Source organism: Commensalibacter papalotli (ex Botero et al. 2024) (assembly GCF_947179115.1).
GTDB classification, from domain to species: Bacteria; Pseudomonadota; Alphaproteobacteria; order Acetobacterales; family Acetobacteraceae; genus Commensalibacter; species Commensalibacter papalotli.
Genome location: NZ_CAMXCI010000001.1, coordinates 980,898 through 1,002,457, shown reverse-complemented (window position 1 = coordinate 1,002,457; position 21,560 = coordinate 980,898). Strand labels below are relative to the sequence as shown.

Sequence of the window (21,560 nt, the reverse complement as noted above, 5' to 3'; positions counted from 1 at the left end):
TATTACAAATAAGAAATGATTTATTTTATTATAGGAAATAAGTTGTAATTACTTGAAATAAATAAGATGTTTGATCTAGGGAAAAGATATTATATCTTTTCCCTAAGTATAGTTTAATGCTTAAAATAAGATTGTAAAGGTGCTACATCTAATTGTCCTGCACGTAATGCAGAGATTGCATGAACCGCCGCCATGGCACCAGCCATGGTTGTATAATAGGGTATAGCATGAGTTAATGCAGAATGACGAATATCAAAACTGTCTGCAGTAGCTTGCGCACCTTGAACCGTATTGATAATCAGTTGGACTTCCCCAGAGAGAATTGCGTCAATACAATGAGGACGACCCTCTAGAACTTTATTGACAATTTTTGCTTCAATGCCAGCTTGCTTTAAGGTCTCAGCAGTTCCCCGCGTTGCAAGAATTGTAAAGCCCATTTCGGTTAATTTACGCCCTATAGAGGGTAAAGAAACACGATCATTGTGACGTACAGAGAGAAAAACATTGCCAGATAAAGGTAAGGTCACCCCAGCGCCTAATTGAGATTTTGCAAAAGCACGTTCAAAGGACGTATCAATTCCCATAACCTCACCTGTTGAACGCATTTCTGGCCCCAAGATAATATCCACATTGGGAAAACGAGCGAAGGGGAATACAGCTTCTTTGACCGCAACATGACCAGAAATAGAACGTTCAGTTAGACCAAAAGAGCTCAATTTCTCGCCAGCCATAACGCGAGCACCGATTTTTGCTACGGGAACACCCGTTGCTTTGGCAACAAAAGGAACCGTTCTGGATGCACGAGGATTTACCTCAAGAATAAAGACCTCGTTATTCTTAATGGCATATTGGACATTCATTAAGCCAACAATGCCTAAAGCCTTGGCTAGGGTAGATGTCTGTGCTTTAAGTTCAGTTACGATTGAAGGGGCTAGGGTATATGGGGGAATAGAACATGCACTGTCTCCAGAATGGATACCTGCTTGTTCAATATGTTCCATAACGCCAGCAACGTAAACATCCTCACCATCAGATAAACAATCAACATCTGTTTCTATTGCATCGCTTAGATATTGGTCAATTAATAATGGGCCAGAACTGACATCAATACCAGCAGATTGTAAGACTTCACGTAAATAACGATGCAGACTGTTTTTATCATAAACGATTTCCATCGCCCGTCCACCCAAGACGTATGAAGGGCGTACAACTACAGGATAGCCGATTTCTTCAGCGATCTGTTCCGCTTCTTCGCCATTGCGTGCAATTCCGTTTGAAGGTTGGCGTAAGCCGAGCTTTTTTAATAAAACTTGGAAACGTTCACGGTCTTCAGCCAAATCAATTGCATCAGCAGGGGTGCCAAGTAATGGAATACCAGCATCTTCAAGGGCTTTTGAAAGTTTTAAGGGGGTTTGACCACCATATTGCACAATACAACCTTTGACAGTCCCGCTTTCTTGCTCACGACGTATCAAAGAAATAACATCTTCGTTGGTCAAAGGCTCAAAATATAACCGATCAGAAGTATCATAATCTGTTGATACTGTTTCAGGGTTACAATTAACCATGATGGTTTCGTAACCCGCTTCTCTAAGCGCATAAGAAGCATGAACACAGCAATAATCGAATTCAATCCCTTGCCCAATACGGTTGGGCCCACCACCTAAAATAATGATTTTTTCACGGTCTGTTGGATTGCTTTCACAAACAGGTGTATTAAAGCTGCCTTCATAAGTTGAATACATATACGAAGTAGAAGAGGCAAATTCTCCTGCACAAGTATCAATACGTTTATATACAGGCAAAACTTTTAAATTTGCACGATGCTGTGCGATTTCTGCTTCTGTTTTATTTGTTAATTGTGCAAGTTGCTTATCAGAGAAGCCAAGCGCTTTGATTGATCTTAGTTGATAGGTGTCATTTGGTAGCCCATTGGCTTGAAGCTCTTTTTCAACATGAATGATTTTTTCAAGCTCACGTAAGAACCAAGGGTCTAAACGACACGCTTCGTGAATGCTTTCCAAAGAAATACCTGCACGAATAGCTTGTGCTGCCATTAAAATACGATTAGGGCGGGGCTGAGAAAGCGCACCGCGGAACGAATCAATATCTCCATCACCAGGAACTTCAACAGGATCAAGCCCAGAAAGCCCAATTTCCATTGAACGTAGACCTTTTTGTAAGGCCTCTGGGAAAGAACGACCAATTGCCATAGCCTCACCAACAGACTTCATGCTGGTGCTCAGTAATGCCGGCGTTCCAGGGAATTTTTCAAAGGTGAAACGAGGAATTTTAACAACGACATAATCAATTGTAGGCTCAAAAGAGGCCGGTGTTGTTTTGGTAATATCGTTTTTTAATTCGTCTAGTGTATAGCCGATTGCCAATTTCGCAGCAATTTTTGCAATTGGAAACCCTGTAGCTTTCGAAGCCAGTGCAGAAGAGCGAGACACACGAGGATTCATCTCAATAACAACCATACGCCCATCAACAGGATTTAACCCGAACTGAACGTTTGATCCACCCGTATCGACCCCAATAGCGCGCAAACATGCAATTGATGCATCGCGCATGCGTTGATATTCTTTGTCGGTTAATGTCAGGGCTGGGGCAACCGTGATTGAATCGCCTGTGTGAATCCCCATAGGGTCGATATTTTCAATGGAACAAATAATGATACAATTATCCGCACTGTCGCGAACAACTTCCATTTCAAATTCTTTCCAACCAAGAATACTTTCTTCGATCAGAACTTCTGTTGTAGGCGATGCATCCAAACCAGAGGTAACAATTTGTTCAAACTCATCTTTATTATAAGCAATACCGCCACCAGAACCGCCAAGGGTAAAGGAGGGACGAATAACAGCGGGAAGCCCTGTGAATTTCAATGCTTCTCTGGCTTCTTCAATGGTATGGGCAATGGTGCTGCGAGGGCTTTCGATGCCGATTTTTTCCATCGTTTCACGGAATTTTAAACGATCTTCAGCACGATCAATCACGTCTGCTTTGGCACCGATGAGCTCAACATTATGCTTTTGTAAGAACCCTGATTTATCCAGTGCCATTGCTGTATTTAAAGCGGTTTGCCCACCCATTGTTGGAAGGATTGCATCTGGTTTTTCTTTAAGAATAATTTTCTCAACGGTTTCTGGCGTAATAGGCTCAATATAGGTTGCATCAGCCATATCAGGATCAGTCATGATCGTGGCAGGGTTAGAGTTAACCAAAATAACGCGATAGCCTTCTTCTCTCAAGGCTTTACAAGCTTGAGCACCAGAATAATCGAATTCACATGCCTGACCGATCACAATCGGTCCAGCACCAATAATCATAATAGAGGATATGTCTGTCCGTTTAGGCATAGGAACACCTTATTGTTTTTTGTTAGGAGAGTGTTGGTCCATTAATTCCGCAAAGCGTTGGAATAAATAATGGCTATCGGTAGGGCCAGGGCTGGCTTCTGGATGATATTGCACAGAAAATGCAGGATATTTGTCCGAAGCAATGCCTTCATTTGATCCATCAAATAAATTAATATGAGTCGGATGCGCATCCGATGGCAGGCTTTTTGGATCAACGGCAAAGCCATGATTTTGGCTGGTAATTTCTACGCGACCTGTTTTTAAATCTTTGACAGGTTGATTAGCACCACGATGTCCTTGATCCAGTTTATAGGTTTTGCCACCCAAAGCATGAGCTAAAAGCTGATGTCCCAGACAAATCCCAAAAATAGGAATGCGTTTTTCAAGCAATGTTTTTAAGACAGGCACAGTATAATGTGCAGTTGCTGCAGGATCGGCAGGGCCGTTGGATAAGAAAACGCCATCAGGATTATGGCTAAGGATTTCTTCAGCAGAAGCGGTGGCAGGCACAACGGTAAGGTTACAGCCAACTTCGACAAGATTACGGAAAATATTATGTTTGGCTCCATAATCAATCGCAACCACGTTGTATGTTTTGCTTGGTTTTGGTGATGTCTCGTCACCCCAATGCCAAACCCCATTTTTCCATTGATGCGATGTTGCACAAGTGACTTCTTTGGCTAAATCCATACCTTGTAATCCAGGCCAAGCTTTTACTTGTTCTTGTAAGAATGGAATATCAAAGATGCCATCTTCTGGGAAATATAATAACGCATTTTGTGGCCCTTGGTCACGAATGCGTAAAGTTAAAGTACGCGTATCAATGCCACAAATCCCAGAAACGTGATGTTGTTTCAACCATTCTTGTAAAGAACTGGTTGACCGCCAATTGGCTGGTTCTGTAATGGGTTGTTTAACAATTAACCCTTTGGCAACGATTTTATTGGCTTCGTTATCATCAATATTTGTGCCAACATTTCCAATGTGAGGAAAGGTGAAGGTAATGAGTTGCCCAGCAAAAGACGGATCTGTCAATGTTTCTTGATATCCAGTCATGCTGGTGGAAAAGCAAATTTCACCAATAGAAAGATTATCTTTGGAGGAAAATGCCCCAAATCCGATCCCCCATAAAAAAGTACCGTCTTCTAGTAAGAGAACGGCATTGGCACCTGTTGGGCAGGTATGAGGGGTAGAATCGGAAAGTTCATTTGGTTGTAAATCAGACAATGTTAAACCCGTTTCTTGAATAATTGTTGTCCAATGTTTGGATGGAATGGCACGGGCTTGTTTCCATTTGCGAATAGCCTCTGTGCTGACTTTTGTAATGCGGGCGGCGTTTTCAATCCCCCCAAGGCGAGAAATAATTGTATCAATATCCATCATGTCCTTATGTCCTTTGCTGGACGAATGTCGTATAGTATATATAAAGCATTGGGAAAAAAATTCCCAGAGCATTTATAAAATTTTTATTGTGGGAATTTTATTCCTGACTAAAGTCATGCTATAAAATCTTTTAATTATTATTGGAGAAATATTGTGGATTTACGCGAGCGTTTTAAAGAAGAGCTTAAAGTGGCGATGAAAGCCAAAGAAGCTGAAAAACTGTCAACATTGCGAATGATTAGTGCTAAATTGAAAGATTTGGATATTAATGCGCGTCCAAAAGGGATCGACGCTGTTGGGGAAGACGAAATCATTTCTATGTTAAAAGGTATGATTAAATCTCGTCGCGAATCAGTGGAAATGTATAAGCAAGCCGACCGTCCTGAATTGGCAGAAAAAGAGGAAAGTGAAATTCAAGTCATTGAAACATTCTTGCCTGCTCAGTTAGATGATGCTGCCATTGCAAAAGTTGTGGACGAAGCCATTGAAAAAACAGGAGCTTCTTCTGTGAAAGAAATGGGAAAAGTCATGGCTTATTTAAAAGAACATTATGGCGCTGTGTTAGATTTCTCTAAAGTCGGTCCATTAATTAAAGCTAAATTTTCTTAATATATTAAGGTGATGTGTGGCGTTTGATCAGCGTTTTCTTGAGGAATTACGGCAACGCATTCCTTTACATAGTATAATTTCAAGAAAAGTAAAAGTTACCCGATCAGGTCGCCATTGGAAGGCGTGTTGTCCTTTTCATGGGGAAAAGACGCCTTCATTTTATATTTATGACGATCATTTTCATTGTTATGGTTGCGGTGTTCATGGAGATGTCATTTCCTTTGTTATGCAAAACGAAGGTCGGACGTTTAATGAAGCTGTTACAGAACTTGCCTCTTTGGCTGGTTTAGAAGTTCCAGAGCAAACCCCACAACAAAAACAACGCCAAGAACAGCAGCATAATTTATATGAGTTAATGGCGTCGACTCATGAGTATTATCTATCTGAATTTCAAACGAATAAAGCCAAAATTGCTAGAGATTATTTATTAAATCGCGGTATTACACCGCAAACGATCCGTCATTTTGGTCTTTGCTGGTCAGGCGATGGTCGAGGAGGACTGATACAATATTTAAAATCTAAAGAATATAGTTTGGAGATGATCGGAGAAGCTGGATTATTGAGAAAGCAAGCTGATGGGCAATGGGGAGGAGAGCTCTTTTTCAATCGGGTAATATATCCTATTTGTGATCGAAGAGGGCGCGTTATTGCTTTTGGTGGACGAATTATTGGTGATGGGCAGCCTAAATACTTGAACAGCCCAGAAACACCTTTATTTTCAAAACGTAGAGTATTGTTTGGATTAAATAATTTATCTTCGGTTTATGCACGTAAAGAGATAGATCCACTTTATAATACAATATTAGTCGTTGAAGGCTATATGGATGTTATTGCCCTTTATCAAGCTGGCTTTCATGGTGCTGTTGCGCCATTAGGAACGGCTTTAACGCAAGACCAATTGGCTTTATTATGGCGTGCAAGCGCTCAACCTGTTTTGTCCTTTGATGGCGATGGGGCGGGACGCAGGGCAATGCTGCATGCGGCCGAAGAAGCTCTGCCAATTTTAACCCCAGAGCAGACTTTGAATTTTATTTCACTTCCAGATGGCGAGGATCCAGATAGTTATATTCAAAAAAATGGCGCAGAAGCCTTTTTAGAAATTATCCGACATAAACAAAATTTAAGTAATGTTTTATATGATTTATCTGTTGAGGCAATGACAGATCGCTCTCCAGAGCAAAGGGCCGCATTGAGGGCACGTCTGATTTCAATTTCAGAACAAATTAAAGACCAAAATCTCGCAAAAGAATATCGCAAAGTTCTTTTGGATCAGTTTTATGCGCAGTTTTATCCTCGGAATGATAGATTTGATAATAAAACTACATTTGAGAAAAAACAAAAAAAAATTGCCAATGTGTCTATTGTTCGTCCGGTCTTGCAGAAGACGCAGGTCGAATATGAGCGCATGTGTATTTTAATTGCTCTATTATTTCATTGTCCCAGCATTATTCCAAGTGTTGAAGAAGCACTATGTCGTTTAGATTTGCCAGAGGATCTGGCAATGGCCAGAGAAATATTGTTGGATTTCCCCCTTGATTATGGAGATATTTATTTGTATTTAAAGCAAATTGGTAAGATAGAACTAATAGAAAAAATTACAAGCAATTCTAATTTAAACTTGTTAAATCAGAATAATTACGATAAAGTTACTGACTTTCAATTATTTGAAAAACAATGGTGGCATTTTTACGGGTGGTTAAATCTCCAAGAATTAGAGGAGCAAGTTACACAAGCACAACAAGCATGGATTAAATGTCCAGATGAAGCTCATCAACGCACATTAATTGCCAGATTAAATGCTTTAGATGCGGTAAAGCATGGAGAATTTGATGTATAATGAAGTGTTTTGATGAAAGTTTCATAATAATTTTGGTTTAGGTCTTGATTTATTTTAATAAAATATCATCTATAATAATGATTCCATTTTTTCGACTACATAGTTGTTCCGCTAGCCCGTTGTAGGTTTTAATGGTATGGGCGTTAAAAGAGCCGAGAAAAAGAATCAAACAAATGTATGTTCTATATTATTGGTCAAGTTATTATAAATATAAAAAAATAGAACTATTAGGTAGTAAACTATTTTTTCTTTGAGGCGGAAACATGGTTGTAAAAGCAGCAGGTAAAAATGATGGAAATGCGAATGATCGTGATAATGACACGAGTTTGCTAGATGTCAGGTCTGCAGATGTAAAAAAATTGATCAGCAAAGGTAAAGAAAGAGGATATGTTACTTTTGATGAGTTAAATGCTATTCTTCCTCAGGACAAGATGTCTTCAGAGCAAATTGAAGATGTTATGGCTGCTTTTTCAGAGATGAGTATTCAAATTATTGAACACGAAGAAAATGAAGAGGAGAGCGCTGAAGAAGAAGGAGATGCCACAGAGACTGAGGCTGATTCTTCTGAATCTGACGAGGAAAGTGAAAGTCCTGTTGCTTCTGTTGAATCCACGGCAGGAAGAACTGATGATCCCGTTCGTATGTATTTGCGTGAAATGGGTGCTGTTGAGCTTTTGTCACGTGAAGGCGAAATTGCCATTGCTAAAAGAATTGAGGCTGGACGCAACCAGATGATTGGTGGACTTTGTGAAAGTCCACTTACTTTTAAGGCAATCATTGGCTGGCATGAGCAATTACAAGCTGGCGATATTTTACTTAGAGACATTGTTGATTTAGAAGCTACACAGATTGAATATGATCAGACTGGTTTGCCAGAAATGGAAGAGTCTTTGGTAGTTACTGATGACACTGTTGAAAATGAAGGTGAAGAAGAGGGAGACGAAAATGGAGAGGATTCCAACGAAGAAAATAATCTTTCCTTATCAGCCTTAGAAGAAAAATATAAAGATGAAGTTTTTAGCCATTTCGAAGAAATTGAAAAAATTTATGTAAAAGTTTATCAGCTTCAGGTTCAACGTTTAGATGTATTGCAAGCAGGTGAAAAGCTTACCCCTAAATTTGAAAATGAATATGAAGAGTTAAGAAACAAGCTGATTATCGAAGTTCAGCAAGTTCATTTGCAAAGTAATAAAATTGAATTCTTGGTTGAGCAATTAAAAACAGTTTCTAAGAAATTAGCAACGTTAGAGGGTGGTCTCTTGCGTATGGCAGAGAAATGTAAAATATCTCGTGATGATTTCCTCTCCAAATATCATGGTTATGAACTTAATCCAGATTGGATTGATGCCGTTCGTGCTTTACCAGGAAAATATTGGAAACTTTTTGTTGAGCGCTATGAGGACGATATCAATAAGTGTCGTGATGAAATTGCCGAACTTTCTCAAAGAGTTGGCTTGCCAATTAGTGAATTTCGTCGCGTGTTCTCAACCGTTTCTTATGGTGAACGCGATGCTTCACGTGCTAAAAAAGAAATGATTGAAGCGAATTTGCGTTTGGTTATTTCTATTGCCAAAAAATATACGAATTGTGGCTTACAATTCTTAGATTTAATTCAAGAAGGCAATATTGGCTTAATGAAGGCGGTTGATAAGTTTGAATATCGCCGAGGTTATAAATTCTCTACTTATGCAACATGGTGGATACGTCAGGCAATTACACGATCTATCGCTGATCAGGCGAGAACGATTCGTATTCCAGTGCATATGATTGAAACGATTAATAAATTAGTTCGTACGTCTCGTCAGATGCTTCATGAAATTGGCAGAGAGCCTACTCCAGAAGAATTAGCTGAAAAACTTGGTATGCCTTTGGAAAAAGTCAGAAAAGTTTTAAAAATCGCTAAAGAGCCAATTTCTTTGGAAATACCTGTTGGGGATGAAGAAGATAGCCATCTGGGTGACTTTATTGAAGATAAAAGTGCTGTTATTCCTCTGGATGCAGCCATTCAAACCAATCTTCGTGAGGCAACAACGCGTGTGTTGGCATCCCTTACCCCAAGAGAGGAACGTGTTCTTCGGATGCGCTTTGGGATTGGAATGAATACGGATCATACTTTGGAAGAAGTTGGGCAACAATTTAATGTGACTCGTGAACGTATTCGTCAGATTGAAGCCAAGGCTTTACGAAAATTAAAACATCCAAGTCGCAGTCGCAAATTACGTTCTTTTTTGGATGATAATTGATTTTTCGATTTTTTTTTGACTATAAGGAGGGAGGGCATTTTGCCCTCTTTCTGTTTTTTGTGGTAAGTTTATGTCACCCCTTAATAATATTCGCCCAGCTACGCCTGTAACGGTTTCAATTACTTTTTTACGAATGGACCATCCTCCAATCCAGCCATTATTGGAGCTGCCAGTGAGATATTCTGTTGAGAAACTTTCCGTTGTTCCTATTCCTTTATATAGGTATGTTTATGGGACTGTTGGTAGGGAGTGTTGTTGGTGGATGCGCAGAGTGCTTTCTGATCAATATCTAGAACAATTATTTTCTAATCCTTTAATCGAAGTTTATTTATTAAAAGATGATGAAAATGTTGTTTGTGGTTTTTTTGAGCTGGATTGTACATTAGAATCTAACGTTAATATTGCTTATTTTGGATTAATGCCTCATTTGGTTGGGCAAGGGTTAGGAACCAGTTTTTTTCATCAGGCATTGCGAAAAGCCTGGCAGAAAGATCCTAGTTGTGTAAGAATTAATACATGTAATTTAGATCATCCTAGGGCTTTAGAGATATATAAAAAGGCTGGTTTTGAACCATTCAAAGTAGAGCAAGAACTTTGGAATATTCCTGATATTTTAAACCTGCCTATTCCAAAAAAATTTTTGAAGAAAATAAGATAAACTCTTGCATTCTTTATGTATTTGTGGTTTTAAAAGAGTTCTTCCCTGCCAAGGTTGTACGGCTATGCCTTGGCTATACCCAAAAAATGGAAGAATAATCGGTATTTTACTGGTTTTATTGGGTTGAAGTCAGCCGAAGGGAGATAATATGCCATTATACGAATGCGTGTTTATTGCACGTAATGATGTCACTCAACAACAAGTTGAGGAGATCGCTAATGGAGTTGCTTCTTTGATCGAAAGTGAAGAAGGCTCTGTACAAAAGCGCGAATATTGGGGATTACGCAACTTAGCATACCGTGTTAAGAAAAATCGTAAAGGCCATTATATGCTATTGGGTGTTGATGCAAAAGCAACAACAATCAAAGAAATTGAACGCCAATTTAATTTAAATGAAGATGTTCTTCGATTTATGACATTGCGTATTGAAGAAATTGATGAAGCACCATCTGCCATTCTTTCTCGTAAAGGGGATGATAGCAGAGACCGTTCAGATCGTTCTGACCGTTCTTCAAGTAGTCGCTCTTCTAAACCATCTGGACGCTATGATAGTGGCCGTAAAAATGCAGAAGAAGACGATTTAAGCTCTGATAACAGTAATATCTCTGTTGATCAAGCTGAAGAAGTGGAGGCATAATCAATGTCAGAAACAGCTCAAGTAAATCCAGCTGCACGCCGTATTGCTGTGGGGGGACGTCGTCCTTTTCATCGCAGACGTAAAACATGTCCTTTTTCATCTGCAAATGCATCAAAGATTGATTACAAGGATATCCGTTTATTGTCTCGTTTCCTTTCAGAAAGAGGCAAGATTGTTCCAAGTCGTATCACTGCAGTTTCTGCAAAGAAACAACGTGAATTGGCACAGGCAATCAAACGTGCTCGCTTTTTAGCACTATTGCCTTACGTTCAAGACTGAGGGAGAAGAGATTATGGCTGCAACTGAAGTTATTCTGCTTCAAAGAGTAGAAAAACTAGGGCAAATGGGTGATGTCGTTAAGGTAAAACCTGGATTTGCTCGTAACTATTTGCTTCCTCAAGGTAAAGCAATCCGTGCAACGGCTGCTAATCGTGATCGTTTCGAAAGAGAACGTAGTCAGTTAGAAGCACACAATGTTAAACGTCGTGAAGAGGCAGAACGTCTCTTGGAACGTTTACATGGATTGTCAGTAGTTATTATTCGTCAAGCTGGCGAAAGCGGAAACCTATATGGTTCTGTAACTGCTCGTGATATTTCCGAGGCTGCTGTGAAAGAAGGCGTGACCTTCTCTCGTCAACAAGTGGAAATTTCACATCCGATTAAAGCATTAGGCTTGTATCAAGTTAAAGTACAACTTCATCCAGAAGTTCACTTGGATGCAAAAGTTAATGTTGCTCGTTCTGTTGAAGAAGCTGAACGTCAAGCAAAAGGCGAGGTTCAACACGTTGATGCTGCAGAAACACACGTTGATGCATCATCAGTGGAACATGTTAATGCTGAAATGTTAGAAAATGCACCTGTAGCAGAAGAAACAGCTGAATCAGCTGAATAAATGCACGATACATTTTCTTAATGTGAATAAAGGCGAGAGCTATACTCTCGCCTTTTTTTGCTTTATATAATCAAATGTAAAATTTTTGGCATATAAGTCATTACCTATTTGTCTTTTTATAAAAAAAATAGGACAATTACGATATCAATTATAAATATCTTAATGCCTAGGAGCTTGAACATGTCTGGTTTATTGAAAGCTGTATTCAAAAAACTTATAAAAAAAGGTCGTTTAGAGGTCGTTTATCCAGATAAAAGGCGCGAGATATATGGTGATCAAAATGCAAAAGATTCCGCAGCAGTCGAAATTTTAACGCAAGAAACCTGTTTACGTTTATTAGTAAATCCTGGGCTAGCTTTTGGCGAGGGATATATGGATGAAACGATTAAACCGATAAATTGTTCTATTTATGATGTGTTGAATGTGATTTTACAAAATGATCTTGCTGAAGGACATTATGTAGAAAAAATAGCTTCTGTTTTAAGATTTGGTAAACGATTTTGGTCGCAATTAAATAGTTTAAAAACTTCTCAAAAAAATGTTGCCCATCATTATGATCTTAATGGGGCTTTATATAGTTTATTTTTAGATGAGGATCGACAATATTCTTGTGCATATTTTCGTACAGGAAACGAAACTTTGGATGAAGCACAACTAGCGAAAAAGAGGCACATTGCGGCAAAATTAAAACTAGACCAGCCAGGTCTAGAAGTTCTGGATATTGGCTGTGGTTGGGGAGGGATGGCTTTATTTCTAGCCAAAGAGTTTGATGTTCATGTAACAGGAATTACGCTTTCTCAAGAACAATTGCAGGCAGCTAAAGAACGCGCAAAAAAAGCAGGGTTAGAGCATAAAGTTTGCTTTGAGTTACGTGATTACCGACTTGTTGAAAAAAAGTTTGATCGCATTGTCTCAGTCGGTATGTTTGAGCATGTAGGTGTAAATTATTATGTTGAGTTTTTTAAAGATATTAATAAAATTTTAAAACCTGATGGTGTAATGCTTTTACACTCTATCGGACGTTCTGATGGTCCAGGCTCTACCAATCCTTGGATCAATAAATATATTTTCCCTGGTGGATATTCCCCATCGCTCAGCGAGGTCTTTGCTTCAGTTGAAAAAAGCGGTTTATGGGTTACAGATTGTGAAATATTAAGACTTCACTACGCAAAAACGCTAAGATTATGGCATGATCGTGTAAAAGAAGAAAAAGAAAAAATCATTCAAATGTATGATGAACGGTTTTACAGAATGTTTGATTTTTATCTATCAGCAAGCGAGTTATCTTTTTATTATCATAATCACATGAATTTTCAGTTGCAAATCAGTCCGAGTATTGATGCCTTACCAATGACACGTGATTATATGTTTGAAGTTGAAGGTAAATTAGACTCATAGCCATTCATTTGTTGGTACAAACGAGCAAGTTGATCAAATTCTAAGATTGTTAGCGTTTCAGCTCTTCTTGTGCCATCAATGTTTGCACCAGAAAGCAACACTTCTCCACCAATGTTTTTTAAAGCACCTTTAAGCATTTTACGGCGTTGACCAAAAGCTGCTGCTGTCACTTTTTCCATTGCTTTGAAAAGATCTGCTGAAGGTTGCTCGGCTTTGGGAATGATATTAATGACCGCAGAATACACTTTAGGAGGTGGTGTAAAGGCGCCAGGGGGAATGTGCTTGACAATTACACATTGGGCAACCCATTGCGCTATGACGGATAAACGTCCATAAAATTCGGTGTTAGGAGCCGCACATACCCGTTCAGCGACTTCCTGTTGGAACATGAGCGTCAAACGGCTCCATTGCTGTCCTTGCCTTAACCACCCAAGTAATAACGGTGTTCCAATATTATAAGGAAGATTGGCTACAATTTGTCGAGGTGCTTCACATAGAGTGGTTAAATCTAGCTTTAAAGCATCATGCTCAACGATAGTGAACCGTTTGGGGTAATAAGTTTGTAGCTCGTGAAGTAATTGTAAAGCGCGCTGATCAACTTCAACACCGATAATTTTCTGAGCATGACTTCCCAGTAAAGCCCTGGTTAGTCCACCAGGGCCAGGGCCAACTTCTATAACGTTTTTATCGGTTAAATCTCCAGCCAAAGCAATAATTTGCTGATTAATCATAGGATCTAGTAAAAAATGTTGTCCCAGTGATTTTTTGGCGTGAAGATTATACTTATTTATGCTTTCTTTTAGGCTGGGTAGCTGGTTTTGGTGCAGATTCATTGGTATTTGTGTGCATTTCAATAATTGCTTGACGGTGTAAATCGCGATCTAATTGTTGGGAAACTTGTTCTACACGTTGGCTTAACAGTTGATTAGCAATTTCACTTGCAGAAATATCAGCAATATTCTTCTTCTCTTTCGAGCAAACCATGATCAGAGCAATACCATCAATCGAAACCAAAGGTTTACTGACTTGCCCTGGTTGTAAGCCTTGTAAAACATTACCCATTTCAGGATTCATACGTTCAAGTTGCATCGGACCTGGATCAGAAGGCCGTGTTCCGCCCGCTTTTTGGTTTGCTTCTTCCACTTGTTGACACGTATGTAAAGATTGTTGCATTTGATTAACTTGCTTTAATACGCTGATTTGTTGTGGTGTCGGATTTTTAGGATTCAACTTAGAAGAGAACGGCAAGAAAACTTGTCTGATAGTCATCAGAGTGCCCATTTCATTACCGATTGTTCGTTTGCCACTTAACATTGCAATAATATAACCACCAGCCACTTTAATGGGGTTGGAAATAGCACCAACGGGCATTTTATTTGCCAAAGTAGCAACTTCTGGGTCAAGACTATCTTTTTGAACCCATCCTAATGAACCACCTTGTAGAGCACTTTGAGCTTGTGAAAACTGTGCTGCAACAATAGGGAAGGGAGCACCATTTCTTAACTGTTGAATAATAGTTTGAGTGAATTGTAATTCTTGTTCTGGATGACGAGCATTTTCAACAGGAACAAAAATTTCATTAAGTAAATATTCAGGTTGCCCAACCTCTTGTTTTAATGCCTTTTGACGTTGTTCTACATCTTGAGCAGTAATACGATTTTGGCTGCCTAATTCTTGTTGAATAACTTGTCCCCAACCGAGCTGCAGGCGAATTTGATCAATTAATGTGCTCATAGAAACGCCGTCAGAAGAGAGCTGATTCCTAAGCGCATTGGGTGGCATGCCATTACGCTTTTCAATATCAGCAATGGCTTCAGCAATTTGTTCAGGAGCTATGTTGATATTTCTTCTAAGCATTTCTTGTGTATGTAAACGCTCGGTAATTAATTGCTTGATTAATTGAGGACGCATGCGTTGCATTACATCAGGCGTTAAGCGAATGCCAGCGGTGAGTTGGAATAATTGCTCTCTGTTATTAACGTCTCTTTGTGTTAAAAGCTGGCCATTAATAATTGCAATAATTTTACTCTCGGCATCTCCTTGTGCATCAGGGATAGAATAACTCTTACCCATTGCTTTGGAATTGACACCTGAAGAAGATGGGTGATTTTTATGTTCGGCGGCTATGGCAATAGAGGTTGTTGAACTTAGGAAGGTTCCAATCATGGCTAGACAAAGGCTTAACTTACATTGAGAGCGAAAAGAGGAGATACTATGTGTTTTATACATCATCCATTGATTCCAAAAGTTCCAAGCGTTTTAAAGGTTAGCATAAATAAAACTGTATCTGTATTTTGCTCACCATTAATCATTGTATATTGTTTAAGATAGATTACGTCCATGCTAAAGCAGTCATTTCTGTAACCAGCAGTTCCACCAATCGCAACATTTTCTTTTCTGGATAGGCTTCGTCTTCCGAAGGCTGATGCATGCCAGTTCTTCCAATCCGTAGATGCACCCAATGTAAGTTCACTTGTTTTTTGATCAAACAAATTAGATGGACCTTGAGCGCTAAAAGGATTACCCCAATAGTAGTAATAGGGTGTGATGGGCTCATAAATATACCCACCATTAATTCCGAAATGATTGAAACCTACGTTAAATATGCCTTCACCATATGTAACTTTTCCATCATATGGACTTACACGCATTCTTCCAGTTGTGCTGAAGTATTGTGATGGGCTAAGACGTAAACGACCCACGACGTCAGACATATGACGATTAACACCAGAATTTTCAGGCAAGTTCTTTGTTACATGTTCCAGATAGCTTTGTCCTACCAAGAAATCAACTTGACGGCCATCCCATGCCCAGTTTCCATGAACGCCAACATTAGCTCTGGCACCGCCATCTAAACGGTCAGTTCCTTGAAAGCGATTAAGCGCAAAAAGGGTTGTATCGGAAAATTCATAGGCCAAGCTGTCTTCGTTAGGCATATTCCAGTTGCGTCCACCTTTGGAGTGAGGTGCTGCAATTAATTGCACAATAGGTTCTATAACTTGAGTACCTGTTGTATCACCAAGTTTAAATTCTCTCAGGAATGGCCAGTTCATCTTAACAGCTAACGTTGGTAAGGCTTGTCCTGAGAATTGCCTGCCACGTTTATCATTTAAATAAAGTGGTTGTTCGTATAAATGGGATGCATTGTAAATGTTTGAATCTACATGCAGCGTCACAAGCCACTTTTGTCCTATATCAGTATCAAAAGGTCTATCCCAATTCAGAGATGCTTGACCTCTTTGATCGCTGACACCATTAGAGCGATAGAGAACAAAATTAGTTGTATTAAATGAAAAACGACCACCTAAAGCATCAGGTTGCCCAAAATAGTTGTAAGTGTATCGAGGAAGGACGAAGGGAAGATCTGAGCTATTAACAGTATAATGATTGATACCCTGATAGCCTTGTAGAGTGACCTTGGAGTAAGCGCCCTCACCAAAACCTTCTAAATAAAGATCGGAATTTAATGTATCTTGCCCGTATCCATTAATACGGTAATCTTGCATATAGAAAGAAGATGTAGCAAGGTTAAGATTAGCGCCATAGCGCCAATTCTGATTTAACGCCCATTCTGTCTTTAAGAATAAATATCCTTGTGCACCATTATCTTTACTATGGGTAGAATAATCGCCTAGTTCTCTTTGTCTTCTTCGATGGTTAATTGTATCGTCAGCTATACCACCTTCAACACGTAGCATGCCTTGATTAAACCTGGCTCTATATATAGCGCTTAATTGAGGGCCTGTTTTTGTAGCAAAAAGTGGATTAAAGGTTAAGTCTGACCATTTGTTCATGGCCCAGTAATAAGGGATGGTTGTATAGGCCCCCATATATTTACCACTAAAGTTAATACTGGGGATTAAAAAACCACTTTGGCGTTTAACAGAAGGATCGACGATTGAAAAGAAAGGCATATAAAAAACAGGAATGCCAAAAAAATCAATAAAAGTATCAGAAAAATCAATACGTTGATTTTCCATATCTCGAATGGCTTGATAGGAACGTAATTGCCAAAATGGTGCCTTTTTAGGATCTTTTTCACAAATTGGACATGCTGTATAAACAGATCTGCTGAAATCGTGAACTTTTCCCCCAGTACGACGAGCACCATTAGCAGCTAGTTTCCCATTATCCGCGAGTAATGCATAAACTTGATCCATGACCCCTTCACGCATATTTTCACCTAATTGAACATGTTGGGTAAATAAGATTTCCCCATCAGGTTCAACCATAGAAACATTTCCGTTGGCTGTTGCAATATTCGTGGTACGGTTATAGACAACTTTGTCTGCACGCAAAATATGGTCATTTTGCCAAATATGTACATCACCTTGCCAAGTAACTTCTCCAGTTTTGGAGTCATAAGATACGTTATCTGCTTGAAAGGTAATCGGATCCTTTCCAGAAAAGGGTGTTCCACTATTTTTACCAATATTAGAAGTCGCAATTTGAATTTGTTGTTGAGCAAAACCATCTTGATCAACAAGCAAACCAATGCTGCCAATAGATCCGCTGACTATACTGATTAACAGCAAAGTTTTACGTTTGTTTTTACGAGCCAACTTTCTGGCTAACTTTTTAAAGAGTGCGGGTGAAGAGTAATTACGCATCAGCCATCTTCCAAGTGAATAAGAAGAGATATTGCTAAACAAAGTCCAGCAGCGGTAGGTGCCCAAGCTGCCATAAAAGCTGGTAAAGCACCAGATTCACCAAATTGCTCTGCAATTTTCGAAATTGTAAACAAGGCAAATCCAGCAGCAACTCCAGAGCCAATCATTCTTGCGACACCACCTCTACGTGTTGATCGTGTTGCAAATCCAGCAGCAACCAAAGCCATTGTACAGGCCAGTAATGGTTGTGCCAGTAGTGCTTGGAAACGCAAGCGATGACTGATAGAAGAAAATCCAGATTCGTTTAGCAAACGAATGAACCCTGGTAAAGACCAAAATGACAAGGTATCAGGTGAGGAGAAGCTTTCTTCTATATTTGATAATGACAGATTTGTTGGCAATTTAATGGTTCCTAAATTGACAGGCAGTTTATCTGGTTTAATAGAGCGTGCATTATTTAATACCCAATAATGTTGATGTTCTAAATATCCCGAAGGCGATTCAATACGAACCAGTAAATGGTCATTATCGTCAAGTCTGAAAATACTGATTCCTTCCATATGAAGGACATTATTCTGCACTTTCACCTTTTGAGCATGTAAAATTGCAACACCTTTCAGGCCCAGCCCTTGATCAGATTGGCGAACCCATAAAGACCCACCGGATAAGGTTGTTAATTTTCCTCCGTTTGTATTTAAATAGGTTTGATCAAGAATTTCAGCTTTGCGAAATAGGTTGGAAGATATTGGTGATATTACCATAATTGAAAATAGTCCCAACATAAACGCGCAAACTACAGGAGCAGTTAGAAATTGCCATGCAGAAATCCCAGCTGCGCGAGTTACGATTAATTCTGATGAACGTGTTAATCGCCAAAAGCAAATAATCCCACCCAATAGAATACCAAAAGGGAGAATTTGCATACAGAAATTGGGAATATGGTATAAAGCAATAGAGGTTGCAATACTGGTTGAAACATGTGGTTTGGTCGCAACACGACGCAATAAATCAATAAAATCAAATAAAGATACAAGTGCGGTTAACGCAAGTATCATAGATACTGAGGCAAAACTGAATTGTTTTGCAATGTAAATCGAAATTGTACGAGCAATTAACATGTTTTATCTGCCTTTTTTTGTAGAAGATAAAAGGACAGGATTATTGTTTTTGCTTTTAAGCTCGGGTAAAAAAAGAATAAATGAAGCGATAATACCAGGTAGAATTGCTATAACCCATATCAAAGGAATAGCAGCCATATTTCTGGTTGCAATATTTTGTACGATTAAAATCAATGACATTAATCCAACAATTGTAAAAATTGCTCCCAAGGGTCTTAAAATATTACCATATCGAGCAAAATTGCCTTTTAATACGCTTACCAAGGCAATCATTGTAAACGATAAAATCGTTAATGGTGAAGTTAAACGCCGATGAGCTTCGACTGCCAGCTTGCCAAAATCCCGATCGAATACTGCTTGTTGATCAGGATGTAGTAATTCATATAAAGACATTTCGGTAGCATCTTTGAGGCGCGCAGTTTGTTCTTTATTCGAGGAAAGATCAATCGTATTACGTTCGAAATTTAATACATTTAAGCGCCCTGTTTTTTTATCAATAACTTCACGAGATCCGTTAAGGAGGACAACTTGAGGTTTATCGTTAATAATAACGATATTACCACTTTCGGCCAAGATTGTAGCCTTATTATCTGGTTGCCTAGCATCTTCTACTAAAATGCCTTTAAGAACGCCGTTATGATCTTTGGAGCGAATATAAACAGTCAAGTTATTAGAGACACTTGTAAAAACACCTTCTTGCAACATAAAAGCAGCCATCTTATTGCGAATTTTAAATTCGTTTTTACGAAAAGAGTGATAAGCAGCAGGTACAATCCATATATTTAATAAATAACATATAATCGTTGCAGCTATTGCACATATTATACCAGGCTTTGCCAAAGCAAATGAAGACATGCCAGCAGCCCGCATAACAATAATTTCTCTGTCCCCAGCTAGACGATTATATATGAATTGAACAACGACAAAAGTGGTAATGGGTAAGATAACAGCAACAAAAGAAGGGACTAGTAACCCTGTCAGCTCTAGGAAAACGCCTAAAGATAAACCACGGTCCACAACCAATGATACAAAACGCAAAGATTGTGTAAGCCAAATTAATGCTGCCAACCCTCCTGTTGTGGCCACTAACGCGATCAATAATTGATGTAAAATGTAGCGGTCAAACATAGGGAGACGCAAGGAAGTAAATAAACGCATATGAAAATTATCCCACCTTGTTCCCTAGATCTTTCTTCTTTACTATTATTAAGTCGAAAAAGAAAACAAAAACTGTAAATTACATACTTAAATAAAGACATTTCACTGTTGCGTTTCATTAAGTCAACAGTGAAGGCCTTTGTAATTTTTTATATAATCTAATCAATTGTTAAAGTTGAACGATATTAATATAGTTCAGATTAAGACAATATTATGGTTTATGTGCTTGTATCTGGAAATATTTTCCCAGGGTTCAAAAGGTTCCTAGGATCCAGGCTCTGTTTGATTTTTTGCATAAGCTCAAGTTCAGCACCACCGCGCCAAGAGGGCATCATATAGTTCTTTAACTGTCCTATGCCATGTTCTGCTGAAAAAGATCCTTCAAGATCATAAACAACTGCACATACCGCGTCCATGAGGTCATGACTTTTACTCATAAAATCATTTCCATTATCATTAGATGGTTGAACAAGATTGAAATGAATGTTTCCATCTCCAAGATGCCCAAATGGTACGACTTGTATTCCAGGGCATAGATCTTCGCATGCTTTGGTTGCACGGGTAATAAATTCATGAACAGAAGATATTGGAACAGAAACATCATTTTTAATATTTGCGCCAGCGCGTTTTTGTGATTCTGCTTGTTCTTCTCGAAAACGCCAGAGGCTTTGGCGTTGAGTTTCACTTTCTGCTAGCACAGCATCTAAAACAATTTCTTCCTCAAAAGCATGTTCTAATACTGTTTCAAAGAGTTCTCTTAAACCATTACCTTGCGCGGGAAGCGCTAATTCTACTACGATGTAAACAGGTGCTTTTGTTTCTAATGGACATTTTAGTTCTGGAAATTGCTTTAAAACTAAATCCATGCCTTTTTGAGAGATATATTCAAAAGCTTGTAAGGCGGCTGGATTATGGTTGTTAAACAGATGTAATAATTTTAAGGCATGATCTAAATCTGGTACAGCACATAGAGCTACTTCAGTAGAACGGGGATAAGGGTGAAGATGCAATACAGCAGCAGTAATAATCCCTAAGGTTCCTTCAGAACCAATAAAAATCTGTTTTAATGCATAGCCAGTATTATCTTTCCTGAGCCTGCGCAAATTATGCAAGATCTGTCCATCAGCTGTAACGACTTCTAACCCCAATACAAATTCTCTGGTATTTCCATAGCGTAGAGTATTATTACCCCCAGCATTTGTAGCAATAATACCGCCAATTTGAGCTGAACCTTGAGAGGAAATAACGATGGGTAGATATAACCCAGCATTTTTGGCTGCATTTTGTGCTTCTTCTAAGATAACACCAGCTTCCAAAGTAATCGTAGAATCAATTTTATCAATGTTGCGAATTTTATTCATACGACTAAGGCTTAATACAATTTGATTACCTTGCTTTGGAGGTGTTGCACCACCTACAAGGCTTGTATTCCCACCTTGAGGAATAATTGCGACGTTACGTTGTGCACATAACTTGACAATATTTGCTACTTCTTGGGTATTTTGTGGTCTAATAACGGCAATACTATTTCCCCGAAAGATTTCTCGCCAATCAGTGTTATAGCTTTTTGTATCTTTTGGGTTAATCAGAATTCCTTGTGTACCGACAATCGCTGTCAGATCATGAATAAAGCTGTTCGTATCCATAAATAAATC

The 21,560-nt window shown here is 38.9% G+C and carries 16 protein-coding genes; 8 read left to right on the top strand and 8 right to left on the bottom strand.

Translation table 11 applies throughout. The annotated features are described in order from the left end of the window. Positions 1-113: 113 nt before the first annotated feature. Both carB and carA read right to left on the bottom strand, forming a co-directional pair. Complete coding sequence (carB, locus tag QMN76_RS04540) at positions 114-3,362, bottom strand: carbamoyl-phosphate synthase large subunit (protein WP_282023653.1); 3,249 nt, start codon at positions 3,360-3,362, stop codon at positions 114-116. A gap of 9 nt (positions 3,363-3,371) precedes the next feature. After that, positions 3,372-4,745 carry a glutamine-hydrolyzing carbamoyl-phosphate synthase small subunit gene (gene carA / locus QMN76_RS04535; protein WP_271832283.1) on the bottom strand — a complete coding sequence of 458 codons (1,374 nt, stop codon included), beginning with the start codon at positions 4,743-4,745 and terminating at the stop codon, positions 3,372-3,374. Positions 4,746-4,898: 153 nt separating this feature from the next. On the opposite strand from carA, the gene QMN76_RS04530 reads away from it, so the two are divergent. The 8 genes from QMN76_RS04530 to QMN76_RS04495 all read left to right on the top strand — a co-directional run bounded on the left by QMN76_RS04530 (position 4,899) and on the right by QMN76_RS04495 (position 13,019). Continuing rightward, complete coding sequence (locus QMN76_RS04530; RefSeq protein ID WP_282023654.1) at positions 4,899-5,354, top strand: GatB/YqeY domain-containing protein; 456 nt, start codon at positions 4,899-4,901, stop codon at positions 5,352-5,354. Positions 5,355-5,370: 16 nt separating this feature from the next. Further along, positions 5,371-7,191, top strand: coding sequence for a DNA primase (dnaG, locus tag QMN76_RS04525; protein ID WP_282023655.1), 1,821 nt, complete (start codon positions 5,371-5,373; stop codon positions 7,189-7,191). Positions 7,192-7,454: 263 nt separating this feature from the next. Next, positions 7,455-9,434 (top strand): RNA polymerase sigma factor RpoD, encoded by a 1,980-nt coding sequence (gene rpoD / locus QMN76_RS04520; RefSeq protein ID WP_282023656.1) that lies wholly within the window; start codon positions 7,455-7,457, stop codon positions 9,432-9,434. 70 nt (positions 9,435-9,504) lie between these two features. Continuing rightward, entirely contained in the window at positions 9,505-10,092 is a 588-nt protein-coding gene (locus QMN76_RS04515; RefSeq protein WP_034335923.1) for a GNAT family N-acetyltransferase, read from the top strand. A gap of 148 nt (positions 10,093-10,240) precedes the next feature. Further along, a complete protein-coding gene (rpsF, locus tag QMN76_RS04510) occupies positions 10,241-10,729 on the top strand; it encodes a 30S ribosomal protein S6 (protein ID WP_034335926.1) in 489 nt (162 codons plus the stop codon). Positions 10,730-10,732: 3 nt separating this feature from the next. Beyond that, positions 10,733-11,008, top strand: coding sequence for a 30S ribosomal protein S18 (rpsR, locus tag QMN76_RS04505; protein ID WP_034335929.1), 276 nt, complete (start codon positions 10,733-10,735; stop codon positions 11,006-11,008). A 13-nt stretch (positions 11,009-11,021) separates the two neighbouring features. Then, positions 11,022-11,621, top strand: a complete 600-nt coding sequence (gene rplI, locus QMN76_RS04500) for a 50S ribosomal protein L9 (protein WP_034335932.1) — start codon at positions 11,022-11,024, stop codon at positions 11,619-11,621. Between the two features lie 180 nt (positions 11,622-11,801). Continuing rightward, positions 11,802-13,019 (top strand): SAM-dependent methyltransferase, encoded by a 1,218-nt coding sequence (locus tag QMN76_RS04495; protein WP_282023657.1) that lies wholly within the window; start codon positions 11,802-11,804, stop codon positions 13,017-13,019. Here the strand turns inward: QMN76_RS04495 and rsmA are convergent. From rsmA to QMN76_RS04465, 6 genes are all read right to left on the bottom strand, one after another. Next, complete coding sequence (gene rsmA / locus QMN76_RS04490) at positions 12,983-13,852, bottom strand: 16S rRNA (adenine(1518)-N(6)/adenine(1519)-N(6))-dimethyltransferase RsmA (protein WP_282023658.1); 870 nt, start codon at positions 13,850-13,852, stop codon at positions 12,983-12,985. The genes QMN76_RS04495 and rsmA overlap by 37 nt on opposite strands. Further along, positions 13,803-15,251 carry a peptidylprolyl isomerase gene (locus QMN76_RS04485; RefSeq protein ID WP_282023659.1) on the bottom strand — a complete coding sequence of 483 codons (1,449 nt, stop codon included), beginning with the start codon at positions 15,249-15,251 and terminating at the stop codon, positions 13,803-13,805. The genes rsmA and QMN76_RS04485 overlap by 50 nt, the downstream gene beginning before the upstream one ends. Continuing rightward, positions 15,248-17,629, bottom strand: coding sequence for an LPS-assembly protein LptD (locus QMN76_RS04480; protein WP_282023660.1), 2,382 nt, complete (start codon positions 17,627-17,629; stop codon positions 15,248-15,250). Before QMN76_RS04480 ends, QMN76_RS04485 begins: the two co-directional genes overlap by 4 nt. Beyond that, on the bottom strand, positions 17,629-18,747 hold the full coding sequence (gene lptG, locus QMN76_RS04475; protein ID WP_034335936.1) for an LPS export ABC transporter permease LptG: 1,119 nt from the start codon (positions 18,745-18,747) through the stop codon (positions 17,629-17,631). The genes QMN76_RS04480 and lptG overlap by 1 nt, the downstream gene beginning before the upstream one ends. A 3-nt stretch (positions 18,748-18,750) precedes the next feature. Beyond that, positions 18,751-19,905 (bottom strand): LPS export ABC transporter permease LptF, encoded by a 1,155-nt coding sequence (lptF, locus tag QMN76_RS04470; protein ID WP_282023661.1) that lies wholly within the window; start codon positions 19,903-19,905, stop codon positions 18,751-18,753. Between the two features lie 218 nt (positions 19,906-20,123). Continuing rightward, positions 20,124-21,551: an FAD-binding oxidoreductase gene (locus QMN76_RS04465; RefSeq protein WP_282023662.1), complete on the bottom strand. Its 1,428-nt coding sequence runs from the start codon at positions 21,549-21,551 to the stop codon at positions 20,124-20,126. Positions 21,552-21,560: the final 9 nt, after the last annotated feature.

What these genes read in the sequence shown, in the direction of transcription:
- QMN76_RS04515 (WP_034335923.1), top strand. Translation starts at nt 9,505, where the DNA reads ATGTCACCCCTTAATAATATTCGCCCAGCTACGCCTGTAACGGTTTCA.
- rpoD (WP_282023656.1), top strand. Translation starts at nt 7,455, where the DNA reads ATGGTTGTAAAAGCAGCAGGTAAAAATGATGGAAATGCGAATGATCGT.
- rplI (WP_034335932.1), top strand. Translation starts at nt 11,022, where the DNA reads ATGGCTGCAACTGAAGTTATTCTGCTTCAAAGAGTAGAAAAACTAGGG.
- QMN76_RS04465 (WP_282023662.1), bottom strand. Translation starts at nt 21,551, where the DNA reads ATGGATACGAACAGCTTTATTCATGATCTGACAGCGATTGTCGGTACA.
- lptF (WP_282023661.1), bottom strand. Translation starts at nt 19,905, where the DNA reads ATGCGTTTATTTACTTCCTTGCGTCTCCCTATGTTTGACCGCTACATT.
- rsmA (WP_282023658.1), bottom strand. Translation starts at nt 13,852, where the DNA reads ATGAATCTGCACCAAAACCAGCTACCCAGCCTAAAAGAAAGCATAAAT.
- QMN76_RS04485 (WP_282023659.1), bottom strand. Translation starts at nt 15,251, where the DNA reads ATGATGTATAAAACACATAGTATCTCCTCTTTTCGCTCTCAATGTAAG.
- lptG (WP_034335936.1), bottom strand. Translation starts at nt 18,747, where the DNA reads ATGTTAATTGCTCGTACAATTTCGATTTACATTGCAAAACAATTCAGT.
- carB (WP_282023653.1), bottom strand. Translation starts at nt 3,362, where the DNA reads ATGCCTAAACGGACAGACATATCCTCTATTATGATTATTGGTGCTGGA.
- QMN76_RS04480 (WP_282023660.1), bottom strand. Translation starts at nt 17,629, where the DNA reads ATGCGTAATTACTCTTCACCCGCACTCTTTAAAAAGTTAGCCAGAAAG.
- carA (WP_271832283.1), bottom strand. Translation starts at nt 4,745, where the DNA reads ATGATGGATATTGATACAATTATTTCTCGCCTTGGGGGGATTGAAAAC.
- rpsF (WP_034335926.1), top strand. Translation starts at nt 10,241, where the DNA reads ATGCCATTATACGAATGCGTGTTTATTGCACGTAATGATGTCACTCAA.
- rpsR (WP_034335929.1), top strand. Translation starts at nt 10,733, where the DNA reads ATGTCAGAAACAGCTCAAGTAAATCCAGCTGCACGCCGTATTGCTGTG.
- QMN76_RS04495 (WP_282023657.1), top strand. Translation starts at nt 11,802, where the DNA reads ATGTCTGGTTTATTGAAAGCTGTATTCAAAAAACTTATAAAAAAAGGT.